General features: G+C 65.8%; 19 protein-coding genes. 9 read left to right on the top strand and 10 right to left on the bottom strand.

Annotated features, from left to right (window positions below; translation table 11 throughout):
• Window positions 1-207 precede the first annotated feature (207 nt).
• Window positions 208-426 carry an HP1242/YdcH family protein gene (locus BMY06_RS08605; RefSeq protein ID WP_065059980.1) on the bottom strand — a complete coding sequence of 73 codons (219 nt, stop codon included), beginning with the start codon at window positions 424-426 and terminating at the stop codon, window positions 208-210.
• A 530-nt stretch (window positions 427-956) separates the two neighbouring features.
• Between BMY06_RS08605 and BMY06_RS08600 the strand changes: the two genes are divergently transcribed.
• On the top strand, window positions 957-2,393 hold the full coding sequence (locus BMY06_RS08600; RefSeq protein WP_161495536.1) for a CHAD domain-containing protein: 1,437 nt from the start codon (window positions 957-959) through the stop codon (window positions 2,391-2,393).
• A 64-nt stretch (window positions 2,394-2,457) separates the two neighbouring features.
• The gene (locus BMY06_RS08595) at window positions 2,458-3,327 is read left to right on the top strand and encodes a TOBE domain-containing protein (RefSeq protein ID WP_065059978.1); all 870 of its coding nucleotides are present in this window, start codon (window positions 2,458-2,460) and stop codon (window positions 3,325-3,327) included.
• Window positions 3,328-3,427: 100 nt separating this feature from the next.
• Here the strand turns inward: BMY06_RS08595 and BMY06_RS08590 are convergent, their stop codons facing one another.
• Complete coding sequence (locus BMY06_RS08590) at window positions 3,428-4,138, bottom strand: phosphatase PAP2 family protein (protein WP_065059977.1); 711 nt, start codon at window positions 4,136-4,138, stop codon at window positions 3,428-3,430.
• Between the two features lie 271 nt (window positions 4,139-4,409).
• On the opposite strand from BMY06_RS08590, the gene BMY06_RS08585 reads away from it, so the two are divergent.
• The gene (locus tag BMY06_RS08585) at window positions 4,410-5,603 is read left to right on the top strand and encodes an extracellular catalytic domain type 1 short-chain-length polyhydroxyalkanoate depolymerase (protein ID WP_074982598.1); all 1,194 of its coding nucleotides are present in this window, start codon (window positions 4,410-4,412) and stop codon (window positions 5,601-5,603) included.
• Between the two features lie 124 nt (window positions 5,604-5,727).
• The gene (locus BMY06_RS08580) at window positions 5,728-5,907 is read left to right on the top strand and encodes a DUF3563 family protein (RefSeq protein WP_065059975.1); all 180 of its coding nucleotides are present in this window, start codon (window positions 5,728-5,730) and stop codon (window positions 5,905-5,907) included.
• A 90-nt stretch (window positions 5,908-5,997) separates the two neighbouring features.
• Here the strand turns inward: BMY06_RS08580 and BMY06_RS08575 are convergent, their stop codons facing one another.
• The 3 genes from BMY06_RS08575 to BMY06_RS08565 form a co-directional block, all read right to left on the bottom strand.
• Window positions 5,998-6,819, bottom strand: a complete 822-nt coding sequence (locus tag BMY06_RS08575) for a BPSS1780 family membrane protein (RefSeq protein ID WP_065059974.1) — start codon at window positions 6,817-6,819, stop codon at window positions 5,998-6,000.
• On the bottom strand, window positions 6,810-7,814 hold the full coding sequence (locus tag BMY06_RS08570) for a homoserine kinase (protein ID WP_074982596.1): 1,005 nt from the start codon (window positions 7,812-7,814) through the stop codon (window positions 6,810-6,812). The genes BMY06_RS08575 and BMY06_RS08570 overlap by 10 nt, the downstream gene beginning before the upstream one ends.
• 136 nt (window positions 7,815-7,950) lie before the next feature.
• Window positions 7,951-8,364 (bottom strand): hypothetical protein, encoded by a 414-nt coding sequence (locus BMY06_RS08565; protein WP_065059972.1) that lies wholly within the window; start codon window positions 8,362-8,364, stop codon window positions 7,951-7,953.
• A gap of 248 nt (window positions 8,365-8,612) precedes the next feature.
• Between BMY06_RS08565 and BMY06_RS08560 the strand changes: the two genes are divergently transcribed.
• Window positions 8,613-10,139 (top strand): AMP nucleosidase, encoded by a 1,527-nt coding sequence (locus BMY06_RS08560; RefSeq protein WP_065059971.1) that lies wholly within the window; start codon window positions 8,613-8,615, stop codon window positions 10,137-10,139.
• A 63-nt stretch (window positions 10,140-10,202) separates the two neighbouring features.
• On the opposite strand, the gene BMY06_RS08555 is transcribed toward BMY06_RS08560, so the two are convergent.
• The 4 genes from BMY06_RS08555 to BMY06_RS08540 all read right to left on the bottom strand — a co-directional run bounded on the left by BMY06_RS08555 (window position 10,203) and on the right by BMY06_RS08540 (window position 12,679).
• Window positions 10,203-10,508, bottom strand: coding sequence for a hypothetical protein (locus BMY06_RS08555; RefSeq protein WP_065059970.1), 306 nt, complete (start codon window positions 10,506-10,508; stop codon window positions 10,203-10,205).
• Window positions 10,505-11,053, bottom strand: a complete 549-nt coding sequence (locus BMY06_RS08550; protein ID WP_124263082.1) for a hypothetical protein — start codon at window positions 11,051-11,053, stop codon at window positions 10,505-10,507. Before BMY06_RS08550 ends, BMY06_RS08555 begins: the two co-directional genes overlap by 4 nt.
• A gap of 493 nt (window positions 11,054-11,546) precedes the next feature.
• Window positions 11,547-12,074, bottom strand: a complete 528-nt coding sequence (locus BMY06_RS08545) for a chromate transporter (protein WP_074982592.1) — start codon at window positions 12,072-12,074, stop codon at window positions 11,547-11,549.
• Window positions 12,071-12,679 (bottom strand): chromate transporter, encoded by a 609-nt coding sequence (locus BMY06_RS08540; protein WP_074982590.1) that lies wholly within the window; start codon window positions 12,677-12,679, stop codon window positions 12,071-12,073. The genes BMY06_RS08545 and BMY06_RS08540 overlap by 4 nt, the downstream gene beginning before the upstream one ends.
• 95 nt (window positions 12,680-12,774) lie before the next feature.
• On the opposite strand from BMY06_RS08540, the gene BMY06_RS08535 reads away from it, so the two are divergent.
• Entirely contained in the window at window positions 12,775-13,686 is a 912-nt protein-coding gene (locus BMY06_RS08535) for a transcriptional regulator GcvA (RefSeq protein ID WP_065059966.1), read from the top strand.
• 189 nt (window positions 13,687-13,875) lie between these two features.
• Here BMY06_RS08535 and BMY06_RS08530 read toward each other — a convergent pair whose 3' ends face one another.
• A complete protein-coding gene (locus tag BMY06_RS08530) occupies window positions 13,876-14,631 on the bottom strand; it encodes an LOG family protein (protein ID WP_065059965.1) in 756 nt (251 codons plus the stop codon).
• Between the two features lies 1 nt (window position 14,632).
• On the opposite strand from BMY06_RS08530, the gene polA reads away from it, so the two are divergent.
• From polA to BMY06_RS08515, 3 genes are all read left to right on the top strand, one after another.
• Window positions 14,633-17,434 carry a DNA polymerase I gene (polA, locus tag BMY06_RS08525; protein ID WP_065059964.1) on the top strand — a complete coding sequence of 934 codons (2,802 nt, stop codon included), beginning with the start codon at window positions 14,633-14,635 and terminating at the stop codon, window positions 17,432-17,434.
• Window positions 17,435-17,701: 267 nt separating this feature from the next.
• A complete protein-coding gene (locus BMY06_RS08520) occupies window positions 17,702-19,048 on the top strand; it encodes an NAD(P)/FAD-dependent oxidoreductase (RefSeq protein WP_065059963.1) in 1,347 nt (448 codons plus the stop codon).
• 65 nt (window positions 19,049-19,113) lie between these two features.
• Window positions 19,114-19,986, top strand: a complete 873-nt coding sequence (locus BMY06_RS08515; protein WP_065059962.1) for a dienelactone hydrolase family protein — start codon at window positions 19,114-19,116, stop codon at window positions 19,984-19,986.
• Window positions 19,987-19,993 lie beyond the last annotated feature (7 nt).

Here is a 19,993-nt window from a genome sequence, read left to right as displayed (position 1 = left end):
ACAACGCTTGATAGCGACAAAGCGTTGGATACCGCGAAGGACGGATGCCCGGGGCGGCAGGCGGTCGGCCGTTCGGGCGGCCAGGCCAGGTTGCGCCCGATGGCGTGCGCGTGTTGTCGGCGCTGGCCGCCGGGACACGGCTGCCAGCAACTGGCAACTGGCAACCGGTAACCGGCAACCGCGCGACACGCTGCCGGAGGCCGCCGCTTACGCGTCTGCTGCCTTGCGCAAAATCAGATAGAGCGAATCTTTGAGTTGCAGCTTTTCTTTCTTCAGTTGCTCGATGGCCATGCCATTCGCGGGCACGATGCCGGCTTCCATATTCTTGATTTGCTGGTCCAGATCGTTGTGGCGATTGAAGAGGCGGGCGAAATGATCGTCCTGAATCTTGAGGTGGGAGATAAGCTCGCGGAATTCGGGAAACACTCAACACTCCTTATGGAACGGAGAACATCGACAGGTTATGTAAGCATTGTTTCACCGTCGCGTTTTTGCGATTTTGACCGTTATCAAGTCGTACAAATCGTGTGAGTCAATCGGGGGATGCCGTCGGGCGCAGAGCGTACGGCGCGCGTGTAATATCAGGACAGCAGCGCCGCCGCCGCAGGATGCCGCTCCAATGACTGGCGACCTTGCTGCATGCCGTCCCCTCTGCCGCCCCACCTGCCGCCCACCGACAACTCGGAGCGTCAATGACCCGCGTTCTGGAAATCGTGCTCGACGTCGTGCGCGCCGCCCCACCAGCCGCTCCGGCCGCTCATGCCGACCGGTCCGCCGGATCTACCGCATCTTGCGCCTCGTCCACTGCGCCTCGTTCCGCTGTTTCGCCTGATGCGTCCGCTTCGCGCGGCTCGGCTCCCGGCGCATTCGCCGCTATCGTCAGCGCCGCGTTGCCGCAGCTCTGCGCGCTTGATGCCACCGATGCCACCGATGCAGGTGCGTCGATGCGCCGCGTCATGTTCGATCGGGGCGGCGCGCTCGCGCGGGGCGGCTGGCGGCTCGCCGTCGAGACGCGCGGCGCGGTGCATGGCGTGGTGGTGTCGCGTCGCCGCACGTTCACGCCGGGCCTCTGCATCGTCGAGCCGATTTTCGACGCGCCGCTCGAAGCCGAAGATATCGAGAGCGCACTGTTCGACGCCGCGCCCGCGCCCTTTCGCGAAGCGCTGGCGGCGGCGGGCGTACCGGAGCCGGTGGCGGCGCTCGCGGGCGAACGCCATGCGTGGCGCTGGACGCGCGAAGGCGTGAGCACCGAGGTCGTGCTCGATGCCGATGTGCGCGACGCACTCGCGCCCTCGCGCGAGGCCGAGGAACGGAATGCATTGCGCGAACTGCACGAACTGCACGAATTGCGCGTGAGCGTCGCGTGGGACGAGGGCGCCGACGCCGCACCGCTCGTCGATGCGCTGTTCGCCTGCGCGCACGACATCGTCGACGTGCTGCCGGCCTTCGTGCGTGTGACCGATGCGCTCGAGCGCGCGGCGGCGGGCTGCGCGGCGGGAGACGTCGCCGCCGTTCACGCCGATCCCGTCGATCTGCGCGGTGCGGCGACCGCCGAGGCCGCGCTGCTCGCGATTGGCGCGAACATCAGCGCCCAATGGTTCGGCAACGACGCGGGTGTGCGCGATTCGCCGAACACGGAGTTCATTCATCAGATGCGTGTGTCGCAGCGGCGACTGCGCACGGCGATGCGGATTTTTTCGCGTTGGCGCGACGCGGTCTGGAACACGCACATCGCGCCCGAGCTGAAATGGCTGGGCGGCCTGCTCGGCGAGGCGCGCGATCGCGATGTGTTCGTCGAATCGACGCTGCCCGCGCTCGCGGACGCCGACACCGAACCCGCGCGCTGGAACGAGCTGCGCGACGCGGCCGAAGCGCAACGCGCCGCCGCGCGTGCGCGCGTGCGCGAGGCGCTGGCGTCGCCGCGTTACGCCCACGCGGCGCTCGCGTGGCTTCAGTGGCTGGCGGCGCTGGCGCGTCGGTCCGGTGCGTCGAACGAGGACGGACGTTCGCTGTATCGGCATGCGAGGAAGCGCGTGCGGCGTTATTACGAGCGGCTCGCGCAGACGCAGAAGCTCACCGCCATCGACGAAGCCAGCCGCCATCGCGTGCGTATCGCCGCGAAATATCTGCGCTACACGCTCGAATTCTTCACGTCGATCACCTCGCGCCGCACGCGCACGCAGACCGCGCGCACGCTGTCGCGGCTGCAAAGCGTGCTCGGCGACGGCAACGACGCGGCCGTCGCGCTGCGCTATCTCGAACGCATGGATGCCGAGCCGTATCAGCTTGGTTTCGCGCGCGGCTGGTGCGAGGCGGTCAAGCGTTACACGGCGAAGGAGGGCGAGCGGCTGCTGCGCGAGTTGCCGCCGCCGAAGGTGTCGCGCGGCGCGTGACGCCTGGCGTCTGCCGCGGTACCTATAATCGACGCTCTATCCGAACTCTTTCCAGGTTGGCGCGATGAGCGATTTTCCTTCCCCGCCCGTTCCCGACGCTGACGCGCGCGAGCTGGGCGTCGGCGGCTCGGTGTGGTTCCAGGCGGGCGCGCAGATGCTCGGCGGTGCGGCGCGCATTGCGCTGCTGGCGGCGATTCGCGAGACCGGCTCGATCACGGGCGCGGCCAAGGCCGTCGGCATGAGCTACAAGGGCGCGTGGGACACCATCGACGCCATGAACAACCTCGCCGGCGAGACGCTCGTCGAGCGCGCGGCCGGCGGCAAGGGCGGCGGCGGCACGACGCTCACGCCGCGTGCGCTGCGCCTCATCGACACGTATCGCGCGATCGAACGCGAGCATCGCCGTTTCCTCGAACGCGCGGCGCAGGCCGTGAGCGAGCTGGGCGGCGCGCTGGAAGGCGCGAGCGGCGACCTCGCCGTGCTCGGGCGCTTCGGTCTGCGCACCAGCGCGCGCAATCAGCTTTACGGTGCGATTACGGCGCTCGTGCGCGGCGCCGTCAACGACGAGGTGTCGATCGCGCTGCCGGGCGGCCAGACGCTCGCCGCCATCGTCACGCGCGAGAGCGCCGAGTCGCTTGGGCTGGCCGTGGGCGCGGACGTGGTGGCGCTCGTGAAGGCGTCGTCGGTGCTGCTGGTGGCCGGTGGCGCGGACGGCGAGGCGGCGCGGCTCTCCACGCGCAATCGCCTGAGCGGGACGGTGAGCGCGCTGCGGCGCGGCGAGGTGAATGCGGAGGTGACGCTGGCGTTGCCGGGCGGCGTGGTGATCGCGGCGATCGTCACGGAGGCGAGCGTGGACGCGCTCGGACTGGAAGTGGGCGTGGCCGCGACGGCCGCGTTCAAGGCGTCGAGCGTGCTGCTGGGCGTGGCCGGATAGCGTGGTTTGGCGGTGGCTTGAGCTGGCTTCGAGCCGGTTTCGAGCCGGTTTCGAGCGCGCCTTCGCGCGAGCGCCGCAGCCGCGTACGCCCGATGCGGACTCAGGCGACGCGTTGCAGCGTCGGCGTGAGCGTGTCGCGGGTTTGCGAGACCGGCGCGTTCGGCGTACCGGGCGCGAGCCTGTTGCGATTGGCTTTCCACTTGGCGCGCACGTACGGCTGATTGTGCCCCGATACCGTGAGCGCCAGATTCGTCACCCAACGGTGCGTGGGCACGCGCACGTCGTGCACGGCGAATGCGAGCACGGCCAGACTCAGCGTGACCACGGCGGCCGAAATGCGCGTGGACGGCGTCTTCCACCAATAGACCACGAAGGCAAGCGCGGTGAGCGCGCCGACGATGCAGCCCGTCACGGCTTCGGACGGCGAGTGCGCGACCAGCACCACGCGCGACGTCCCGACCGCGATGCCCACCGCGAGCCCGATCGCCACGCCCGTGGCGCGTAGCGCCGTGCGGCTGCCTTGCAGCATCAGGAAAAAGGCGACCGGATAGACCGCCGTGGAGAGCATGGCGTGTCCGCTCAGGCCCGTGAAGTCGTAGGAACGCACGCCCACGCCCCAGCCCAAAAACGCGATCTTCGTGACGGTGACGAGTCCGATTGACGCACCCAGCAGCAGCAGCCAGCTCGCCGCCATGCGCCATGAATAGCCGGTGAGCAGCCACAGCGCGATCCCGAGCGCGAGCGGCAACGTCAGGCCTGCGCCGCCGAGGTTGGTGATCGAGATCCAGAGGTGTGCGGGTAAGTCGGGCATGGCATGGCGCCGTGACGCGGGCGTTAGAGGGTATCCATTGTTTAACGCGCAAGCGGCCGGGTAGGCCGACATGGCGTTGCGTGATCTTCCAGTATAGCGGCGTCGCGAAATGAGCCGGTGCGGTGCACTGCACGAAAGTGCCCGATCGGTGCGGCCAGACAGCCGGATGAGCATTTCTGCAGGCAGCGCGGAATGGTGTTATTGTGCATCGCACAACGAATCGCCGTGGCAAATCGCCTCGGGTGTTCGACCCCCTTTCACGAGGCCGCTGATGACGAAGAATCTGACGAAGCTATGGGCGGGTGGCATGCAGCGTCTGCTCGCCATCCAGAAACGCGCCGCCCGCGAGGCGTTGCGAGAAGCCGGCGTGCATGCGCCGGATGTGCAGACCATGTGGCGCGACGCCCAGCATGCCGCGCATGCCGCAGGCGAAGCGGTGGCGCGCGCGGTGCACGTGGCGCAGTCGCCCGCGCCCGCGCGGCCGCCGGTGCGTGAATCGCGCGTCGGGCCGCGTGCTGCGGCGTGGGCGGCGGGCGAATGGCACCGCGACGAGTATCTCGCCAAAAGCATGACGCGGCCGCTCGCCTACGGCTTGTATCTCCCGCCAGGCCTCGACACGAAGGGCATGCCGCTCGTGGTCATGCTGCACGGCTGTAAACAGACGATGGATTCGTTCGCGGAAGGCACGCGCATGAATCTGCTGGCCGACAAGCACGGTTTCGCCGTGCTGTATCCAGAGCAATCGGCGCAGGCGCACCCGCATCAGTGCTGGCACTGGTATGACGCGCGTCAGCCCGCAGGCGGCGGCGAGGTGACGGCGATCATCTCGCTCGTCGATTCGCTCGCGCAGCGCCACGGTTTCGACCGTTCGCGCGTCTATCTGGCGGGTCTGTCCGCGGGCGCGGGGCTGGCATCGATGCTGGCGGTGCGTGCGCCGGGCCGCTTCGCGGCGGTGGCGCTGCATTCGGGGCCGGCGTTCGGCGAGGCGCGCTCGGGCGTCTCCGCGCTCGACGTGATGCGGCGCGGGCTGCACCACGATCCCGTCGAACTCGTTGAAGAGCAACTGGCAGGCCGTCCGTATCCGGGCATGCCCGCGCTGATTGTGCAGGGCGACGCCGACGCGGTAGTCGCGCCGGTCAATGCGGAGCAACTCGCGGTGCAATTTCTGCGTCTGAACAATCTGGCCGATGCGCATGGCGTGCGCCAGGGCGTCGTGTCGCACGAAAGCGAGGGCGACGGCTACACGCTCCACGACTACGCGCGCGACGGCGCGAGCGTGGTGCGGCTGTGCCGCGTGAACACACTCGATCACGCCTGGAGCGGCGGCGACGACAGCGTGCCGTTCCACTCGTCAGCAGGCCCGGACGCCAGCGCGATGATCTGGGACTTTTTCGAATCCAGGCGCCGCGATGCCGTAAGCGACGATTACTACGAAGACGGCGAACTGGCCCAAGACGCGGGCTGATCCGGGCAATTCGTTGAACAGATGCGACAATCCGTGTCACATTCAGGGTTTACCCTAGTCAGGGTTTTCCCTATAATGGCTCTATTCCTTCCGCGGGCATGTGCCCAATTATCGGAGCCAGACCATGTACCTGATCAGCCGCCTCTTCCTGTTCCTCACGAAATCCGCCGAAACTTCGCGCAAAGAGCGTGAAGAAGCCTATCTGTCTGAATCGGCCGACATCTATGACCTGGAATTCCGCATGCGCAAGCTCGATCGCGAGAAGACCGGCCGTCAACCGTCGTGGATGAACCACTACGGCTAAGCCAGTCGGCAGTGCGTTAGTAGTCTGAAAAGCAAACAGGGCGCACCATGGCGCCCCGCAGGTGTGACCAGCCGCATCGCGCGGCCAGCGTCAACGTCCCGAACCGGTCGAATTCGACGAATCGGGCAGATCGGCGGCCGGTTTTTCCTGTACGCCGTAGCAGCCGCGGTAGGTCGCGTAGAACGAGCAGTAAAGCATCGTCGTGACCAGAATGAGCGCCGGCATCAGGATGGCCAGCGCGAAGTCGCCGGCGCCCAGCGCGCGCAGCAGCGTCGACAGTCCCAGCGACACCCCGATCGACACGGCCGACCACAGCGCGCCGTACACCACGAACGCCCCCTTGTTGCGCCAGCAGCTCACGATGCTGAAGAAAATCGCCTTGACTGGCGGCACGTCGTGCCAGGCGGTCAGCACCGGCGCGAACCAGAACATCATCGACACCGGCACGTAGGCCGCCAGCGAGGCGAGCACGGCGAGCGGTATGTTGCTGTTCTCGATTGTTTCGGTGTCGAGGTTGCCGCCGAGCGTCATGAGGCGCAGCAGCGTCCCGCCGTCCACGAGCGCCGATGCCGCGAGCACCAGCGTCATCGCTACGACGTAAATCCCGCCCAGCACGAACAGATGCTTCGTGACCGTTTGCCCGTACGAGCGGAAGCCGTCGACGAGGATGGTCGGGAACACCGGTTTGCCCGCGATGGTGTCGCGGCACGCGGCCATGAAACCCACGGCGATGCCCGGCACGAAGATGAGCGGCAGCACGCCGCCGATCACCGGTACCGCGGAGATGAGCGTCATCGCGAGCAGATACGCGAAGAACAGCGTGAGAAAGGCGAGCGGATTGCGGCGGAACAGCCAGATGCCCTGGCGGAACCACACATAGCCCTGTTTCGCGGGGACTTCGATCAGTTGCATGAACGGTGAGCGTGTGCGTGAAGAGCGTCGGGCACGCCGGCGCGGCGCGCGCGCAGGATGCGCTCGAAATGGCCCGGATCGTGCGGCTTGAGCAGCTCGGCCGAGCGCGGCAGGTAAAAATCATACAGGCGCGAGACCCAGAAGCGGTACGCGCCCGCGCGCAGCATGTCGGCCCAGTGGCGGTTTTCCTCGGGCGTGAACGGCCGCACGGTCTGGTAGGCGCGCAGCAGTGCCTCGGCGCGCGCGATGTCGAGTTCGCCGGTCGCGAGGTCCACGCACCAGTCGTTCACGGTGACGGCGACGTCGAACACCCACTTGTCGCAGCCCGCGAAATAGAAGTCGAAGAAGCCGCCGAGGCGCACCGTGTGGCCCGTTTCCGGGCTGGCGTGCGCGAACAGGGCATTGTCGCGGAACAGGTCGCAATGGCAGGCGCCGCCGGGCAGCGCGGCGTAGTCGTCGCTGGCGAAGAACTGCTGCTGATGCGCCAGCTCGCTTTCGAGCAGTTCGCGCTGCGCGCCGTCGAGGAACGGTGCGACCGTCGGCACCGTTTCTTCCCACCACGGCAGGCTGCGCAGATTCGGCTGGTCGCCGCTGAAGTCGCGGCCCGCGAGGTGCAGGCGCGCCAGCATCTGGCCCACTTCGGTGCAATGCTCGACGCCGGGCGCGAGTTCGGGCGCGCCGTCGAGCTTCGTGACGATGGCCGCGGGTTTGCCGTGCAGCAGACCGAATAGCGCGCCGTCCTTGCGCGGCATCGGGTCGGGCACCGGCACGCGGTGCGAGGCCAGATGGCGCATCAGATCCAGATAGAACGGCAGTTGCTGCGCCGTGAGCTTTTCGAAGATCGTCAGGACGTATTCGCCGCGCGTCGTCGTCAGAAAGAAATTGCTGTTTTCAATGCCGGACTGGATGCCGCGAAAATCGACCACGTCGCCAAGATCGTAGTCGTGCAGCCAATGGGCAAGCTGGGTGTCGGTGACAGCGGTGAAGACGGCCATGCCTGAGGTCGTGAGGTGTTCGTAATCGGGGCCCGGTTCGCGGACGTGGCCGCTCGCGCCAGAGTAGCTTCAGGGGCGGCGTGCCGGGCGGGAGGCGGCGCGGACAGCGCACGCCGCCCGCGCGCGAAGGGACGTATCAGTAATGCAGGTTGATCGACGGCAGGCGCGTGCTGGCCTGGCCGTTCTGGCGGACTTGCGGCGAGGTGTCGGGGTTCGAGCTCATCGTGTAATGCGTGCCGAAGTTCGAATGCACGTTGATCTCGACGGGCTTGCCCTTGTCGCGGTATTCGGTGATTTCGGTGCCGGTCGGGCTCACTTCATGAAAGCTCGGCGTGCGCGGCACGTCATTGATGTCGACCTTCGAGCTGACGCGCGCAGCCGGACGGTTGATCTTCTCCAGATTAGGCAAGCCGGCCCGTTCGTTCTCGGACTGGGCAGGCTGGGCGGACTGGGCCTCGACGGCGGTCTGGGCGTCGTCGGCCGGCGCAGCCATGGCGAACCCGCTGAACGCGAGCGTCGCCGCGACGGCGGCTAGAAGGTGCGACTTCATTGTGATTCTCCTGTTGACCAGACCTGGCAGGTCAACGCCGTAATCTGGTCCCGGCACAGACCGGGATCCTCCAATTCTAGCAAATTCGCGCCTCGATTCGCGTGTCGGTCCGCGCCGGCGGGGCGGTCCGCGTCCCCGCGCGGCGGGGGCTCGCGCAGCGATGAAGAATCTCCCGTTTGCGCACAGGGCGATGTCAGATTGTCCTGCTTCCGTGCTAATGTCGTTGAAACGAACCAGGGCAAACGACAATGAAAAACGACATCAACGGGCGGGCCTTCATGACGCCACCACACGACTTTCCCGTCGAAGCCTTCGAAGACGCCGCCGACGCCGTGGCGCGCCTCGCGGCCATCTACGAAGCGAATACCTCGTTCCTGCGCGATGCCTTCGCGCGCTACCGCCGCGGAGAGGCATTCGAGCGGCGCGTGCGCGCATGCTATCCGTTCGTGTGCATTCGCACGGCCGTCAATACGCATATTGACTCGCGGCGCTCGTACGGTTTCGTGGCCGGCCCCGGCGAATTCGAAACCACCATCACGCGCCCGGACCTGTTCGGCAACTACTATCGCGAACAATTGCGATTGCTCGCGAAGAACCATCATGTGTCGATCGAAGTGGGCGTTTCGCAGCAGCCCATTCCCATTCACTTCGCGTTCGCCGAAGGCATCCACCTCGAAGGCGATCTCGACCGCGAGCGCCTGTTCGCGATGCGCGACGTATTCGACACGCCCGACCTCGCGGAACTCGATGACCGCATCGTGAACGGCACCTACGAACCGGCGCCCGGCGAGCCGTTTCCGCTGGCGCTCTTCACGGCGCCGCGCGTGGACTTCTCGCTGCATCGCCTGAAGCACTACACGGCCACGGCGCCCACGCACTTCCAGAACTACGTGCTTTATACGAACTATCAGTTCTATATCGACGAGTTCGTGAAGCTGGGCCGCGCCATGATGGCGCGCACCGACGACGCCGATCTGCGCAACTATCGCAGCGAATACACCTCCTTTGTCGAACCCGGCGACGTGGTTACGTACAACGCGAATCTCGGCGAACAGGATGTCGAGGGCACTACGCCCGCGCGTCTGCCGCAGATGCCCGCGTATCACCTCAAGCGCGCGGACGGCAGCGGCATCACGATGGTGAACATCGGCGTGGGGCCGTCGAATGCGAAGACGATCACCGATCACATCGCGGTGCTGCGTCCGCACGCCTGGATCATGCTGGGCCACTGCGCGGGGCTTCGCAATACGCAGCGTCTCGGCGACTACGTGCTCGCGCACGGCTATGTGCGTGAGGATCACGTGCTCGATGCCGACCTGCCGCTCTGGGTGCCGATTCCCGCGCTCGCCGAAGTGCAGGTGGCGCTCGAACGCGCGGTTGCTCAGGTCACGCAGCTCGACGGCGTGGAACTCAAGCGCGTGATGCGCACGGGCACGGTGGCGAGTGTGGACAACCGCAACTGGGAACTGCGCGATCATCGCGAACCGGTACAGCGCCTGTCGCAAAGCCGTGCAATCGCGCTCGATATGGAAAGCGCAACGATTGCTGCGAACGGCTTCCGTTTCCGCGTGCCGTACGGCACCTTGCTGTGCGTGTCGGACAAGCCGCTGCACGGCGAACTGAAGCTGCCCGGCATGGCCGATTCGTTCTATCGCGCGCAGGTCGATCAGCATTTGCAGATTGGCGTGCTGGCGATGGAGATCCTGCGCACGAACGGCTTGCACAAGCTCCATAGTCGCAAGCTGCGCAGCTTCGCGGAAGTGGCGTTCCAGTAACGACGCGATTCGGCGGCGGGTGTCTGTGCGCGATGCGCGAATGCGTATCGCGCCACCCGCCGTTCACGCCGGCGCGGCATACATGACGTTTGCGGGCAGCCGCGCATAGCGACCGCCATCGATGCGGATAGCGAGGTCGCGCGCCTTCACGTTCATGCCGATACGCGTGAAGGGATCCACGGGAACCGCTGTAGGTTGTCGATAGGACACGCGCCGCAGCGCCAACTCGGCGGCGTCCGCCTGAGCGAAGAGCGCGTTCATCCGGTCGACCGAGCATAGCCAGCGGTGCAGCGCATACGATCCGATGATGCCAACGACGATCGCCGCGGCCGGAATGCCGAACAGGACTTCTACGGGCCATTCATTCATTTTCTGTACCGCTCCAGGGTAATTTTGGACAAGGTGAGTAGCGTGGCCAGTGCGTAAGTTGCGCAACTCAGCTTGTGAGGGGTGCCCCATGTTTCTCCCGCACCGGGGCTGCCTTCGGGATGCAGGCTCAGCAGCCACATCGCAAAGATGCCGCACGATAAAACTAGCGCAAAGAAGGCAATGCCGTGATCGAGTATCCAGATCAAAGTATTCGCGCGGTTTCGACGTCGGGCGACGCAATTTCGACGCGCCCAGCGGCGGCGCGCGGCAAATCGCGCGAACGAAGGCGCGGGCGGTAAGGGCTGCAATTGAGGGCGCGTGAACGCGAGATTCATGCACGGCAGCACCATGGCGAGCGCAGCGGCCATCATCGCCGGCGTGAAGAATTCCAGCGCGTGACACGCTTCGCGGCCGCGCAGCGCGCAGATCTCGTCGCGTAACTTGTATTCGATGAGGATGAGCGCGAGCGGCGCGATCACCACGATCGCGGTCACGAACAAATTCCAGCCGTATGTCCATGTGCGCGGCTCGAACGTCTGCGTCATCGTGCAGTCGGAATGCGGTTCCACCAATTCGTCACCTGCCGTCGCCTGTTGTCCTGCTCATCAATCTAGTCAGGCCGTGGCGCCGTGGCAGCGCGTGATGCATACGCGCAACACGCCGAGGCGGCGTGCTGTGCGTTCGTTCAAATCGCGTGCGGAAAAGGCGGGGAAAGCGGTGTAGCAAGCCGTTCGGCCAGTGGCGAATGCGCACGGCCGCCGTCCGCGTGCCGATGAGGCCACGCAAGTCTGCCGAACGGTCAACGCGCAAAAAAAGAGCCGCTCGTCAGCGGCCCGCGAATCGTGCCTGTGAAACGCACGAGTGAGACAAGTTTCACTCTAGGCGACGAATTGCTGCACTGCAAAATCAGCGCGCATAATCTTCAGAAGAAATCGTGACAAGCATTGCGCGGCGGGTGTTGGTCGTCGCGTTGCAATGCGGTGTCCGTCGATTCAAATCGCATTCCGAATCAATCCAGGGCCGCAGCATTGTGCCGCGTCACTGCCCGAATCCGGTCAGTCCGATCAGGCTGCCCGCCGCGAGCAGCCAGAGCGGATGGATCTTCGTGCGGAACGCCAGCGCGGCGCAAACGCCGGTGATCGCCCACGCGATCCACGTCGGGTCGGAGGCTTTGGCGATCAGTACGGCGCTCGCCGCGACGAGGCCCGCCGTGACCGGCACGAGTCCGCGCTGCGCGATGCGGCGCCACGGCCGGTCCTTGAAGCGGTCCCACGCGTGCAGCGCCGCGATCGTCACCAGCGACGACGGGCCGAACTTCGCGATCGAGGTCACCAGCATGCCCGCCCAGCCGGCCACGTGCCAGCCGACGAGCGTCACGATCATCATGTTCGGGCCCGGCGCGGCCTGCGCGAGTGCGAACAGCGCGCTGAATTCGCTGGCGGGCATCCAGTGATGCACCTCGACGACCTGGCGCTGCATTTCCGGCAGGATGGTGTTGCCGCCGCCGAAGGCGAGCAGCGAGAGCTGGCTGAAGATCGCGGCGAGCGCAACGAGTGTCGAGTTCATCGCGCACCACCTTCGCGACGCGCGGCGCGCGCGGCCAGTGCGACGCCGAGCGGCGTCAGCACGAGCATGGTCGGCAGTAGCGGCACGCGCAGCGCGGCGATGGCCACGAAGCCGAGTAGCGCGACGACCGCCGCCGACTTGTCGTGGCGCAGCGGCAGCACGATTTTCAGCGCCATCGACACGAGCAGCCCGGCCGCCGCCGCCGCGAGACCGACGAACAGATGGCGCACGTGCGGATCGTTTTGCGTGCGCTCGTAGAGCACGCCGAGCCCGACCACGACGATCGACGGTCCCGCGATCAGCCCGAGCAGTCCCGCGAGCGCGCCGCGCCAGCCGTGAAAGCGCATACCGATCGCCACCGAGAGGTTGATGACGTTGCCACCCGGCAGGAACTGGCACAAGCCGAGCAGATCGGTAAACTCCGCGCCGCTGAGCCAGCGTCTCTGCTCGACGATGGCGCGTCGCGCCAGCGGAAGCGCGCCGCCAAACGAAGTGAAGCCGAGACCAAGGAAGCCGAGGAAGATTTCGCGCACGCTCGGTTGGTGGAGCGCGTTCTGCGGCGCGGGCTCGTTGTGGTGGGGCGGATCGGCGGGATGTTTATGCATGCGGGAACCTCTGTGGCAAGCAGCGAGGGTAGCGCCGAATCGCTGTGCCACAAAACGATTTTTTAGCGCGTCTCTTGTGATCTAGAATCACAAGCATGTCCCGATCGCTTCCTCCCTTTCCGGCGCTGCGTGCGTTCGAAGCCGCCGCGCGGCATAACAGTTTCACGGCCGCCGCGGGCGAACTCCATGTGACTCACGGTGCCATCAGCCGCCAGGTTGCCGCACTCGAGGCGTGGGTGGGCGTGCAGGTGTTTCATCGGCACGGCAAGCGCGTCGCGCTCAACGAGCACGGTCGGCGCTATCTCGCGTCCGTTCAGGCCGCCTTCGACGACATCGCGCGCGCCACCGAGCAGTTGCGCGACACGGGCGCCGTGCGGGTGCTGCGCGTGAGTGCGCTGCCTACCTTCGCCATGAAATGGCTGCTGCCGCGTCTTTCGCAGTTTCAGCGGCTCGCGCCGAATGTCGAACTGCGTCTGTCGACGTCGAACGCGCCGGTCGAGACGCTCGCGGCGTTCGACGTCGCCGTGCGGCGCGGCCCGGCGCATTGGCGCGACTGTGCGAGCGGCCACTTTCTCGACGAAATGGAGTTGCCGGTCTGCAGTCCCACGCTGCTCAAGCGTGCGCCGATCCAGCACGCCGACGATCTCGCGCGCCACGTTTTGCTGCATTCGGATACGCGTCCGGATGCGTGGCGCGCGTGGCTCGCGGCGGCGGACGTGAAGGCGCGCTGCCGCAAGAAGCAGTCGTTCGATCACTTCTATCTGGCCTTGCAGGCGGCGGTCGATGGTCTGGGCGTCGCGCTCGGACCGCTGCCGCTGCTCGACGACGAACTGGCGTCGGGCCGGCTCGTCGCGCCGCTCGCGGGACCGCTGCTGGATGCGCGCGGCTATTGGTGGGTGGCGCGTCGCGAAGTGGCGGACGTGCCCGAAGTCGCGCAGTTCTGCGCGTGGCTGGAGGAGCAGGCGCGCGCGCAACCGGCGCAGATGGCGCAGGCCGTGACGGCGTGATGCGCATGTGCGCAAGCATGCGCAACATCGGCGCTTGCAAGCCTGAAGAAAGCCGCCGAAAGCCGCAGAAATAAAAACGGCGCGATGCCTTGCAGCGATCGCGCCTCGATAGCGATAAAGCGTTACGCCGCGCCACGCGGACCTCGGGAGGCCCGCGCGCCGTTGCGTCAAGCACGCTCCATCAAGCCATTACAGATAGAACATGCGGTCTTCGTCGGAGTCGCCGCGTGCGGGATGTTCCTTCTCCGCCTCCTCGCCGCTGTCCTCGTAGAACTTCAGCACCGCTTCGAGCACCTGGTCGGGGTCGTCGATCACCTGCATCAGATCCATGTCTTCCGGATTGATGAGGCCCATCGGCACGAGCGCCGAACGGAACCACGCGAGCAGGCCCGCCCAGAATTCCGCGCCCACCAGAATGATGGGGACGTGACGCGACTTGCGGGTCTGGATGAGCGTGAGCACTTCGGCCAGTTCGTCGAGCGTGCCGAAGCCGCCGGGCATGACGATGACCGCGTCCGAGTTCTTCACGAACGTGACTTTGCGCGTGAAGAAATGACGGAAGCGCAGCGAGATGTCCTGCCACTGATTGCCCGACTGCTCGTGCGGCAACTCGATGTTCAGACCCACCGACGGCGACTTGCCCGCGTGCGCGCCCTGGTTGGCCGCTTCCATGATGCCGGGACCGCCGCCGGAGATCACGGCGAAGCCCGCGTCGGACACTTTTCGCGCGATCGTGCTGGCCAGCTGGTAGTACTTCGAGTCGGGTTTCAGGCGCGCGGAGCCGTAGATGCTGACCGCTGGCCGGATCTCGGACAGGTATTCGGTCGCCTCGATAAACTCTGCCATAATCGTGAACATCTGCCACGATGCGCGCGCCTTCTTGGCCGTTGCGCGCTCTTGATCTGCGAGTGAACGCAGACTCGGAATCACTTTTCTCTTGTCCATAATGCCTGAAGAACTACGCGTGGAAACGAAGCTACAAACTGAGCTGGAAGGTAAGACCTTATTACTGGTCGACGGTTCTAGCTATCTCTATCGGGCCTTCCATGCAATGCCGGATCTGCGCGGTCCCGACGGCGAACCCACAGGCGCGCTTTACGGCATCATCAACATGCTGCGTCGAATGCGCAAGGACGTTACGGCAGAGTATAGCGCGTGCGTGTTCGATGCCAAGGGCAAGACGTTTCGCGACGACTGGTATCCGGAGTACAAGGCCAATCGTCCTTCCATGCCGGAACCGCTCGCAGCACAAATCGAGCCTATCCATACGGCGGTGCGCGCGCTCGGCTGGCCGCTGCTGATGGTCGACGGCGTGGAAGCCGACGACGTCATCGGCACGCTCGCGGCGCAGGCCGAAAAGCTCGGCATGAAGGTGATCGTTTCCACCGGCGACAAAGACCTCGCGCAGCTCGTGACCGAGCGCGTTACGCTCATCAACACGATGACGAACGAAACGCTCGACCGCGAAGGCGTGATCGCGAAGTTCGGCGTGCCGCCCGAGCGCATCATCGACTATCTCTCGCTGATCGGCGACACGGTCGACAACGTGCCCGGCGTGAACAAGTGCGGCCCGAAAACGGCCGTGAAGTGGCTCACGCAATACGATTCGCTCGACGGCGTGATTGCCCACGCGGACGAAATCAAGGGCGCCGTGGGCGGTTATCTGCGCGATGCGCTCGACTTCCTGCCGATGGCGAAAAAACTCGTCACCGTGGAGACGGCGTGCGATCTCGCTCCGCATCTGGAATCGATCGAAACGTCGCTCGCCACGCGCCCCGAAGCGCGCGAGGAACTGCGCGATATCTTCGCGCGTCACGGCTTCAAGACGTGGCTGCGCGAAGTGACCGAAGCGAGCCAGCAGAGCGAAACGGTGCCTGCCGCCACGCAAGGCGATGCGCCCGCGAAAGACGCGAACGTGCAGCCCGCCTTGTTCGTCGACGCGCCGCGTCACTACGAAACCCTTCAGACGTGGGAGCAGTTCGACGCCTGGCTCAAGAAGATCGAAGCCGCCGAACTCACCGCGTTCGATACCGAAACCACCGCGCTCGATCCGATGGTTGCGAAACTCGTCGGCATGTCGTTTTCGACGGAGCCTGGCGTGGCCGCGTATCTGCCGCTCGCGCATCGTGGCCCCGACGCGCCCGAGCAATTGCCGATCGACGAGGTGCTCGCGCGCTTGAAGCCGTGGCTCGAAAGCGCCCAGCACAAGAAAGTCGGCCAGCACATGAAGTACGACGAGCAGGTGCTCGCGAACTACGGCATCGAACTCGGCGGCGTCGAGCACGACACGCTGCTCGAATCGTACGTGCTCGAATCGCATCGCACGCACGACATGGACAGCCTCGCGCTGCGCCATCTCGGCATCAAGACGATCAAGTACGAAGAGGTGGCGGGCAAGGGCGCGCAGCAGATCGGTTTCGACGAAGTGGCGCTGGAAACGGCCGCCGAATACGCCGCCGAAGATGCCGACGTCACGCTGCAACTGCATCGCGCGCTCTATCCGCAGATTGCGCCGGAGAAGGGCCTCGATTACGTGTATCGCAGCATCGAGCTGCCCACGTCGCGCGTGCTGCGCAAGATGGAGCGCAACGGCGTGCTGATCGACACCGAGCGGCTGGAAAAGCAGAGCGCGCAGATCGCCGTGCGTCTCGTCGAACTCGAGCAGGAAGCGTATGCGCTCGCGGGCGGCGAGTTCAATCTCGGTTCGCCCAAGCAGATCGGCCAGATCTTCTTCGAGAAGCTGCAATTGCCGATCGTGAAGAAAACGCCGAGCGGCGCGCCGTCCACCGACGAAGAAGTGCTGCAAAAGCTCGCCGAAGATTATCCGCTGCCGAAGCTGCTGCTCGAACATCGCGGCCTCGCCAAGCTGAAGTCCACCTATACGGACAAGCTGCCGCGCATGGTCAACGCGCAGACGGGCCGCGTGCACACGAACTACGCGCAGGCCGTCGCGGTCACGGGCCGTCTCGCGTCGAACGATCCGAATCTGCAAAACATTCCCGTGCGCACCGGCGAAGGCCGTCGCATTCGCGAGGCGTTTATCGCGTCGCCGGGTTGCAAGATCGTGTCGGCGGATTATTCGCAGATCGAGCTGCGCATCATGGCGCATATTTCGGGCGACGAATCGCTGCTCGCGGCCTTCGCGCGCGGCGACGACATTCACCGCGCGACCGCCGCCGAAGTGTTCGGCGTGACGCCGCTCGAAGTGAGCAACGATCAGCGCCGTATCGCCAAGGTCATCAATTTCGGCCTGATTTACGGCATGAGCGCATTCGGGCTCGCGTCGAATCTCGGCATCACGCGCGACGCCGCGAAGCTCTATATCGACCGGTATTTCGCGCGCTATCCGGGCGTCGCGCGTTATATGGACGAGACGCGCATGGACGCGAAATCGCGCGGCTACGTGGAGACGGTGTTCGGCCGCCGACTGTGGCTGCCCGAGATCAACGGCGGGAATGGTCCGCGCCGCCAGGCCGCCGAGCGCGCCGCCATCAACGCGCCGATGCAGGGCACGGCCGCCGACCTCATCAAGCTCTCGATGATCGCCGTGCAGAAGTGGCTCGACGAGCGCAAGATCGGCACGAAGATGATCATGCAGGTGCACGATGAACTGGTGCTCGAAGTGCCCGAGGCGGAGCTCGCCGAAGTGCGCAAGTGCCTGCCGGAACTGATGTGCTCGGTGGCGAAGCTGAAGGTGCCGCTCGTCGCCGAAGTGGGCGTGGGCGCGAACTGGGAAGAAGCGCACTGAGGGCGCACTGAACGCGCACTGAGCTTACGTATGACGCGTGCGCAGTAGTCGAACCGTAACTAAGCCGTAACCGCGCGCGCGGCCACGCGCAAGTGGGCGGAGCACATGTGATGCATGTGTGCCGCCCGTCTTGCCGCCGCGCGCTCCGTCATCCGACAATGAACCGACGGCCGATGGCCGTGCCGCTGTATGCATCGTGTCCAACTCGATGCGGACAAGCGGCGCGCATCGGACGTTCTATCGCCAATCGACATGCACGGAGAAACTATGCATCGCTTTATCGTAGTGGGCGGAGGTGCAGGCGGGCTCGAACTGGCGACGCGGCTGGGCGACCGTTACGGCGAAACGCGCGCGAAACGCGGCCGCCCGACCGCCTCGGTCACGCTGGTCGACCGCAATCCCACGCACATCTGGAAACCGCTGCTGCACGAAGTGGCCGCGGGCAGCATGGACCCCTTCACGCAGGAACTCGAGTACGCGGCGCAGGCGCGCTGGCATGGCTTCGAGTTTCAGCAGGGCGAACTCGTCGGCATCGACCGCGCGGCCCGGCGCATCACGCTCGGTGTCGTCAACGACGAAGACGGCGCCGAACTGCTGCCCGAACGCGTGCTCGACTACGACACGCTCGTGCTCGCCATCGGCAGCACGACGCATTTCTTCGGCGTGCCGGGCGCGGCGGAGAATTCCATCGCGCTCGACACCGTCGGGCAAGCCGAGCGCTTTCGCAAGAAGCTCATCGCCGCGTGCATGCGCGCGGAACATCAGGCGCCCGAACCCGTCACGCGGGATCACGAAGGCAAGGAAGAGCCGCGCGTGCAGGTGGCCATCGTCGGCGCGGGCGCGACCGGCGTCGAACTGTCGGCGGAATTGCGCAACACGGCGCAGGTGCTTTCGGCGTACGGTCTGCACAAGCTCGATCCGAGCCACGACGTGGGGATCGTGCTGATCGAATCGGGGCCGCGCATTCTGCCCGCGCTGCCCGAGCGCGTGTCGTCGGCGACGACCGAATTGCTGGAGAAACTCGGCGTGCGCATTCTGAGCGGCGAGCGCGTGACCGAGGTCGCGCCGGGCGTCGTGCGCACGGCGAGCGGCAAGGCCGTGCGCGCCGATCTCACGGTGTGGGCCGCGGGCATCAAGGCGCCGCAGATTCTCTCGGAACTCGACGGCCTGACCGTCAACCGGCTGGGCCAACTGATCGTGCGCCGCACGCTGCAAACCGAACTCGACGACAACGTCTTCGCGCTCGGCGACTGCGCCGCCTGCGAGTGGCCCGGCAACGAACGCGGCGTGCCGCCGCGCGCTCAGGCGGCGCATCAGGAAGCGTCGTTCCTGTTCCGCTCGATGGGCATGCGGCTCGAAGGTCGGCCGCTGCCCGAATTCACCTATCGCGACTTCGGCTCGCTGGTGTCGCTCGGTCACTTCAGCGCGGTCGGCAATCTGATGGGCGGCCTGATCGGCGGCAGCATGCTGATCGAAGGCCTGTTCGCGCGCTTCATGTACATGTCGCTGTACCGGCTGCATATCGCCGCGCTGCACGGCTACGCGCGCATGGTGCTTGACACCGTCGCGCACTGGCTGCGGCGCACGACGCTGCCGCGCGTGAAACTGCATTGATCCTGTGATGCGCCTGCGGGCGCATTCTTTTTTGATGGCGTTGTTCTTATCGCGAGGAGCGTTGCATGCTCAAGCCCGAAGTCGATAGTCTCGTCCCGCATGTGCCGTTCGATCGGCGCACTTTTCTCAAGGCCGCGCTCGGCAGCGGATTCGCCGCCGCGGTGCTGCCGGTGTCCGCGCAAACCATCCACACCGATAGCGAAGGTCTCGACGCGGGCGAAGTCGCGTTCCAGTCGAACGGCACGCTCATTCCGGCGTATCGCGCGCAGCCGCGCGGCAAGACGCATCTGCCGGTGATCATCGTGATTCACGAGATTTTCGGCGTGCACGAACATATCGCCGATGTGTGCCGCCGCTTCGCGAAGCTCGGCTATCTGGCGATCGCGCCGGACTTCTTCGTGCGCGAGGGCGACGCCTCGGTGTATCCGACGATCCAGCAGATCAACGAAAACATCGTGAGCAAGGTGCCCGATGCGCAGGTGCTCGGCGATATCGACGCGGCCATCGCCTGGGCGGGCCAGCATGGCGGCGACGTGAAGCGCGTGGGCGTCAACGGCTTTTGCTGGGGCGGGCGTTACGCGTGGCTCTATGCGGAACACAATCCGCGCATCAAGACGGCAGTGGCGTGGTACGGGCGCGTGGTGGGCGATCACACCGCGAATACGCCGCAGAATCCGCTCGATCTCGCCGGCACGCTGCAGGTGCCGGTGCTCGGGCTGTACGGCCGGCAGGACACCAGCATTCCGCAGGACACGCTGGAGCAGATGAAGGCGGCGATCGCGCAGGGACCGCAGGGCGCGCGCGGCTCGCAGTTCGTCGTCTACGACGACGCGGGCCATGCGTTCTTCGCCGATTACCGGCCGAGCTATCGCAAGGCCGATGCCGAAGATGGCTGGAAGCGCGCGATCGCGTGGTTCAAGGAACACGGCGTCGGTTGAGGCCGAC

The organism is Paraburkholderia tropica (assembly GCF_900109265.1).
Taxonomy (GTDB): Bacteria; Pseudomonadota; Gammaproteobacteria; order Burkholderiales; family Burkholderiaceae; genus Paraburkholderia; species Paraburkholderia tropica.
The sequence above is the reverse complement of the archived record's forward strand: the minus strand, read 5'-3'. Positions and strand labels throughout refer to the sequence as shown.

Coding starts and splice junctions, on each gene's coding strand:
- BMY06_RS08600 (WP_161495536.1), top strand. CDS start 957: ATGTTCGATCGGGGCGGCGCGCTCGCGCGGGGCGGCTGGCGGCTCGCC.
- BMY06_RS08595 (WP_065059978.1), top strand. CDS start 2,458: ATGAGCGATTTTCCTTCCCCGCCCGTTCCCGACGCTGACGCGCGCGAG.
- BMY06_RS08590 (WP_065059977.1), bottom strand. CDS start 4,138: ATGCCCGACTTACCCGCACACCTCTGGATCTCGATCACCAACCTCGGC.
- BMY06_RS08585 (WP_074982598.1), top strand. CDS start 4,410: ATGACGAAGAATCTGACGAAGCTATGGGCGGGTGGCATGCAGCGTCTG.
- BMY06_RS08580 (WP_065059975.1), top strand. CDS start 5,728: ATGTACCTGATCAGCCGCCTCTTCCTGTTCCTCACGAAATCCGCCGAA.
- BMY06_RS08575 (WP_065059974.1), bottom strand. CDS start 6,819: ATGCAACTGATCGAAGTCCCCGCGAAACAGGGCTATGTGTGGTTCCGC.
- BMY06_RS08570 (WP_074982596.1), bottom strand. CDS start 7,814: ATGGCCGTCTTCACCGCTGTCACCGACACCCAGCTTGCCCATTGGCTG.
- BMY06_RS08565 (WP_065059972.1), bottom strand. CDS start 8,364: ATGAAGTCGCACCTTCTAGCCGCCGTCGCGGCGACGCTCGCGTTCAGC.
- BMY06_RS08560 (WP_065059971.1), top strand. CDS start 8,613: ATGAAAAACGACATCAACGGGCGGGCCTTCATGACGCCACCACACGAC.
- BMY06_RS08555 (WP_065059970.1), bottom strand. CDS start 10,508: ATGAATGAATGGCCCGTAGAAGTCCTGTTCGGCATTCCGGCCGCGGCG.
- BMY06_RS08550 (WP_124263082.1), bottom strand. CDS start 11,053: ATGACGCAGACGTTCGAGCCGCGCACATGGACATACGGCTGGAATTTG.
- BMY06_RS08545 (WP_074982592.1), bottom strand. CDS start 12,074: ATGAACTCGACACTCGTTGCGCTCGCCGCGATCTTCAGCCAGCTCTCG.
- BMY06_RS08540 (WP_074982590.1), bottom strand. CDS start 12,679: ATGCATAAACATCCCGCCGATCCGCCCCACCACAACGAGCCCGCGCCG.
- BMY06_RS08535 (WP_065059966.1), top strand. CDS start 12,775: ATGTCCCGATCGCTTCCTCCCTTTCCGGCGCTGCGTGCGTTCGAAGCC.
- BMY06_RS08530 (WP_065059965.1), bottom strand. CDS start 14,631: ATGGACAAGAGAAAAGTGATTCCGAGTCTGCGTTCACTCGCAGATCAA.
- polA (WP_065059964.1), top strand. CDS start 14,633: ATGCCTGAAGAACTACGCGTGGAAACGAAGCTACAAACTGAGCTGGAA.
- BMY06_RS08520 (WP_065059963.1), top strand. CDS start 17,702: ATGCATCGCTTTATCGTAGTGGGCGGAGGTGCAGGCGGGCTCGAACTG.
- BMY06_RS08515 (WP_065059962.1), top strand. CDS start 19,114: ATGCTCAAGCCCGAAGTCGATAGTCTCGTCCCGCATGTGCCGTTCGAT.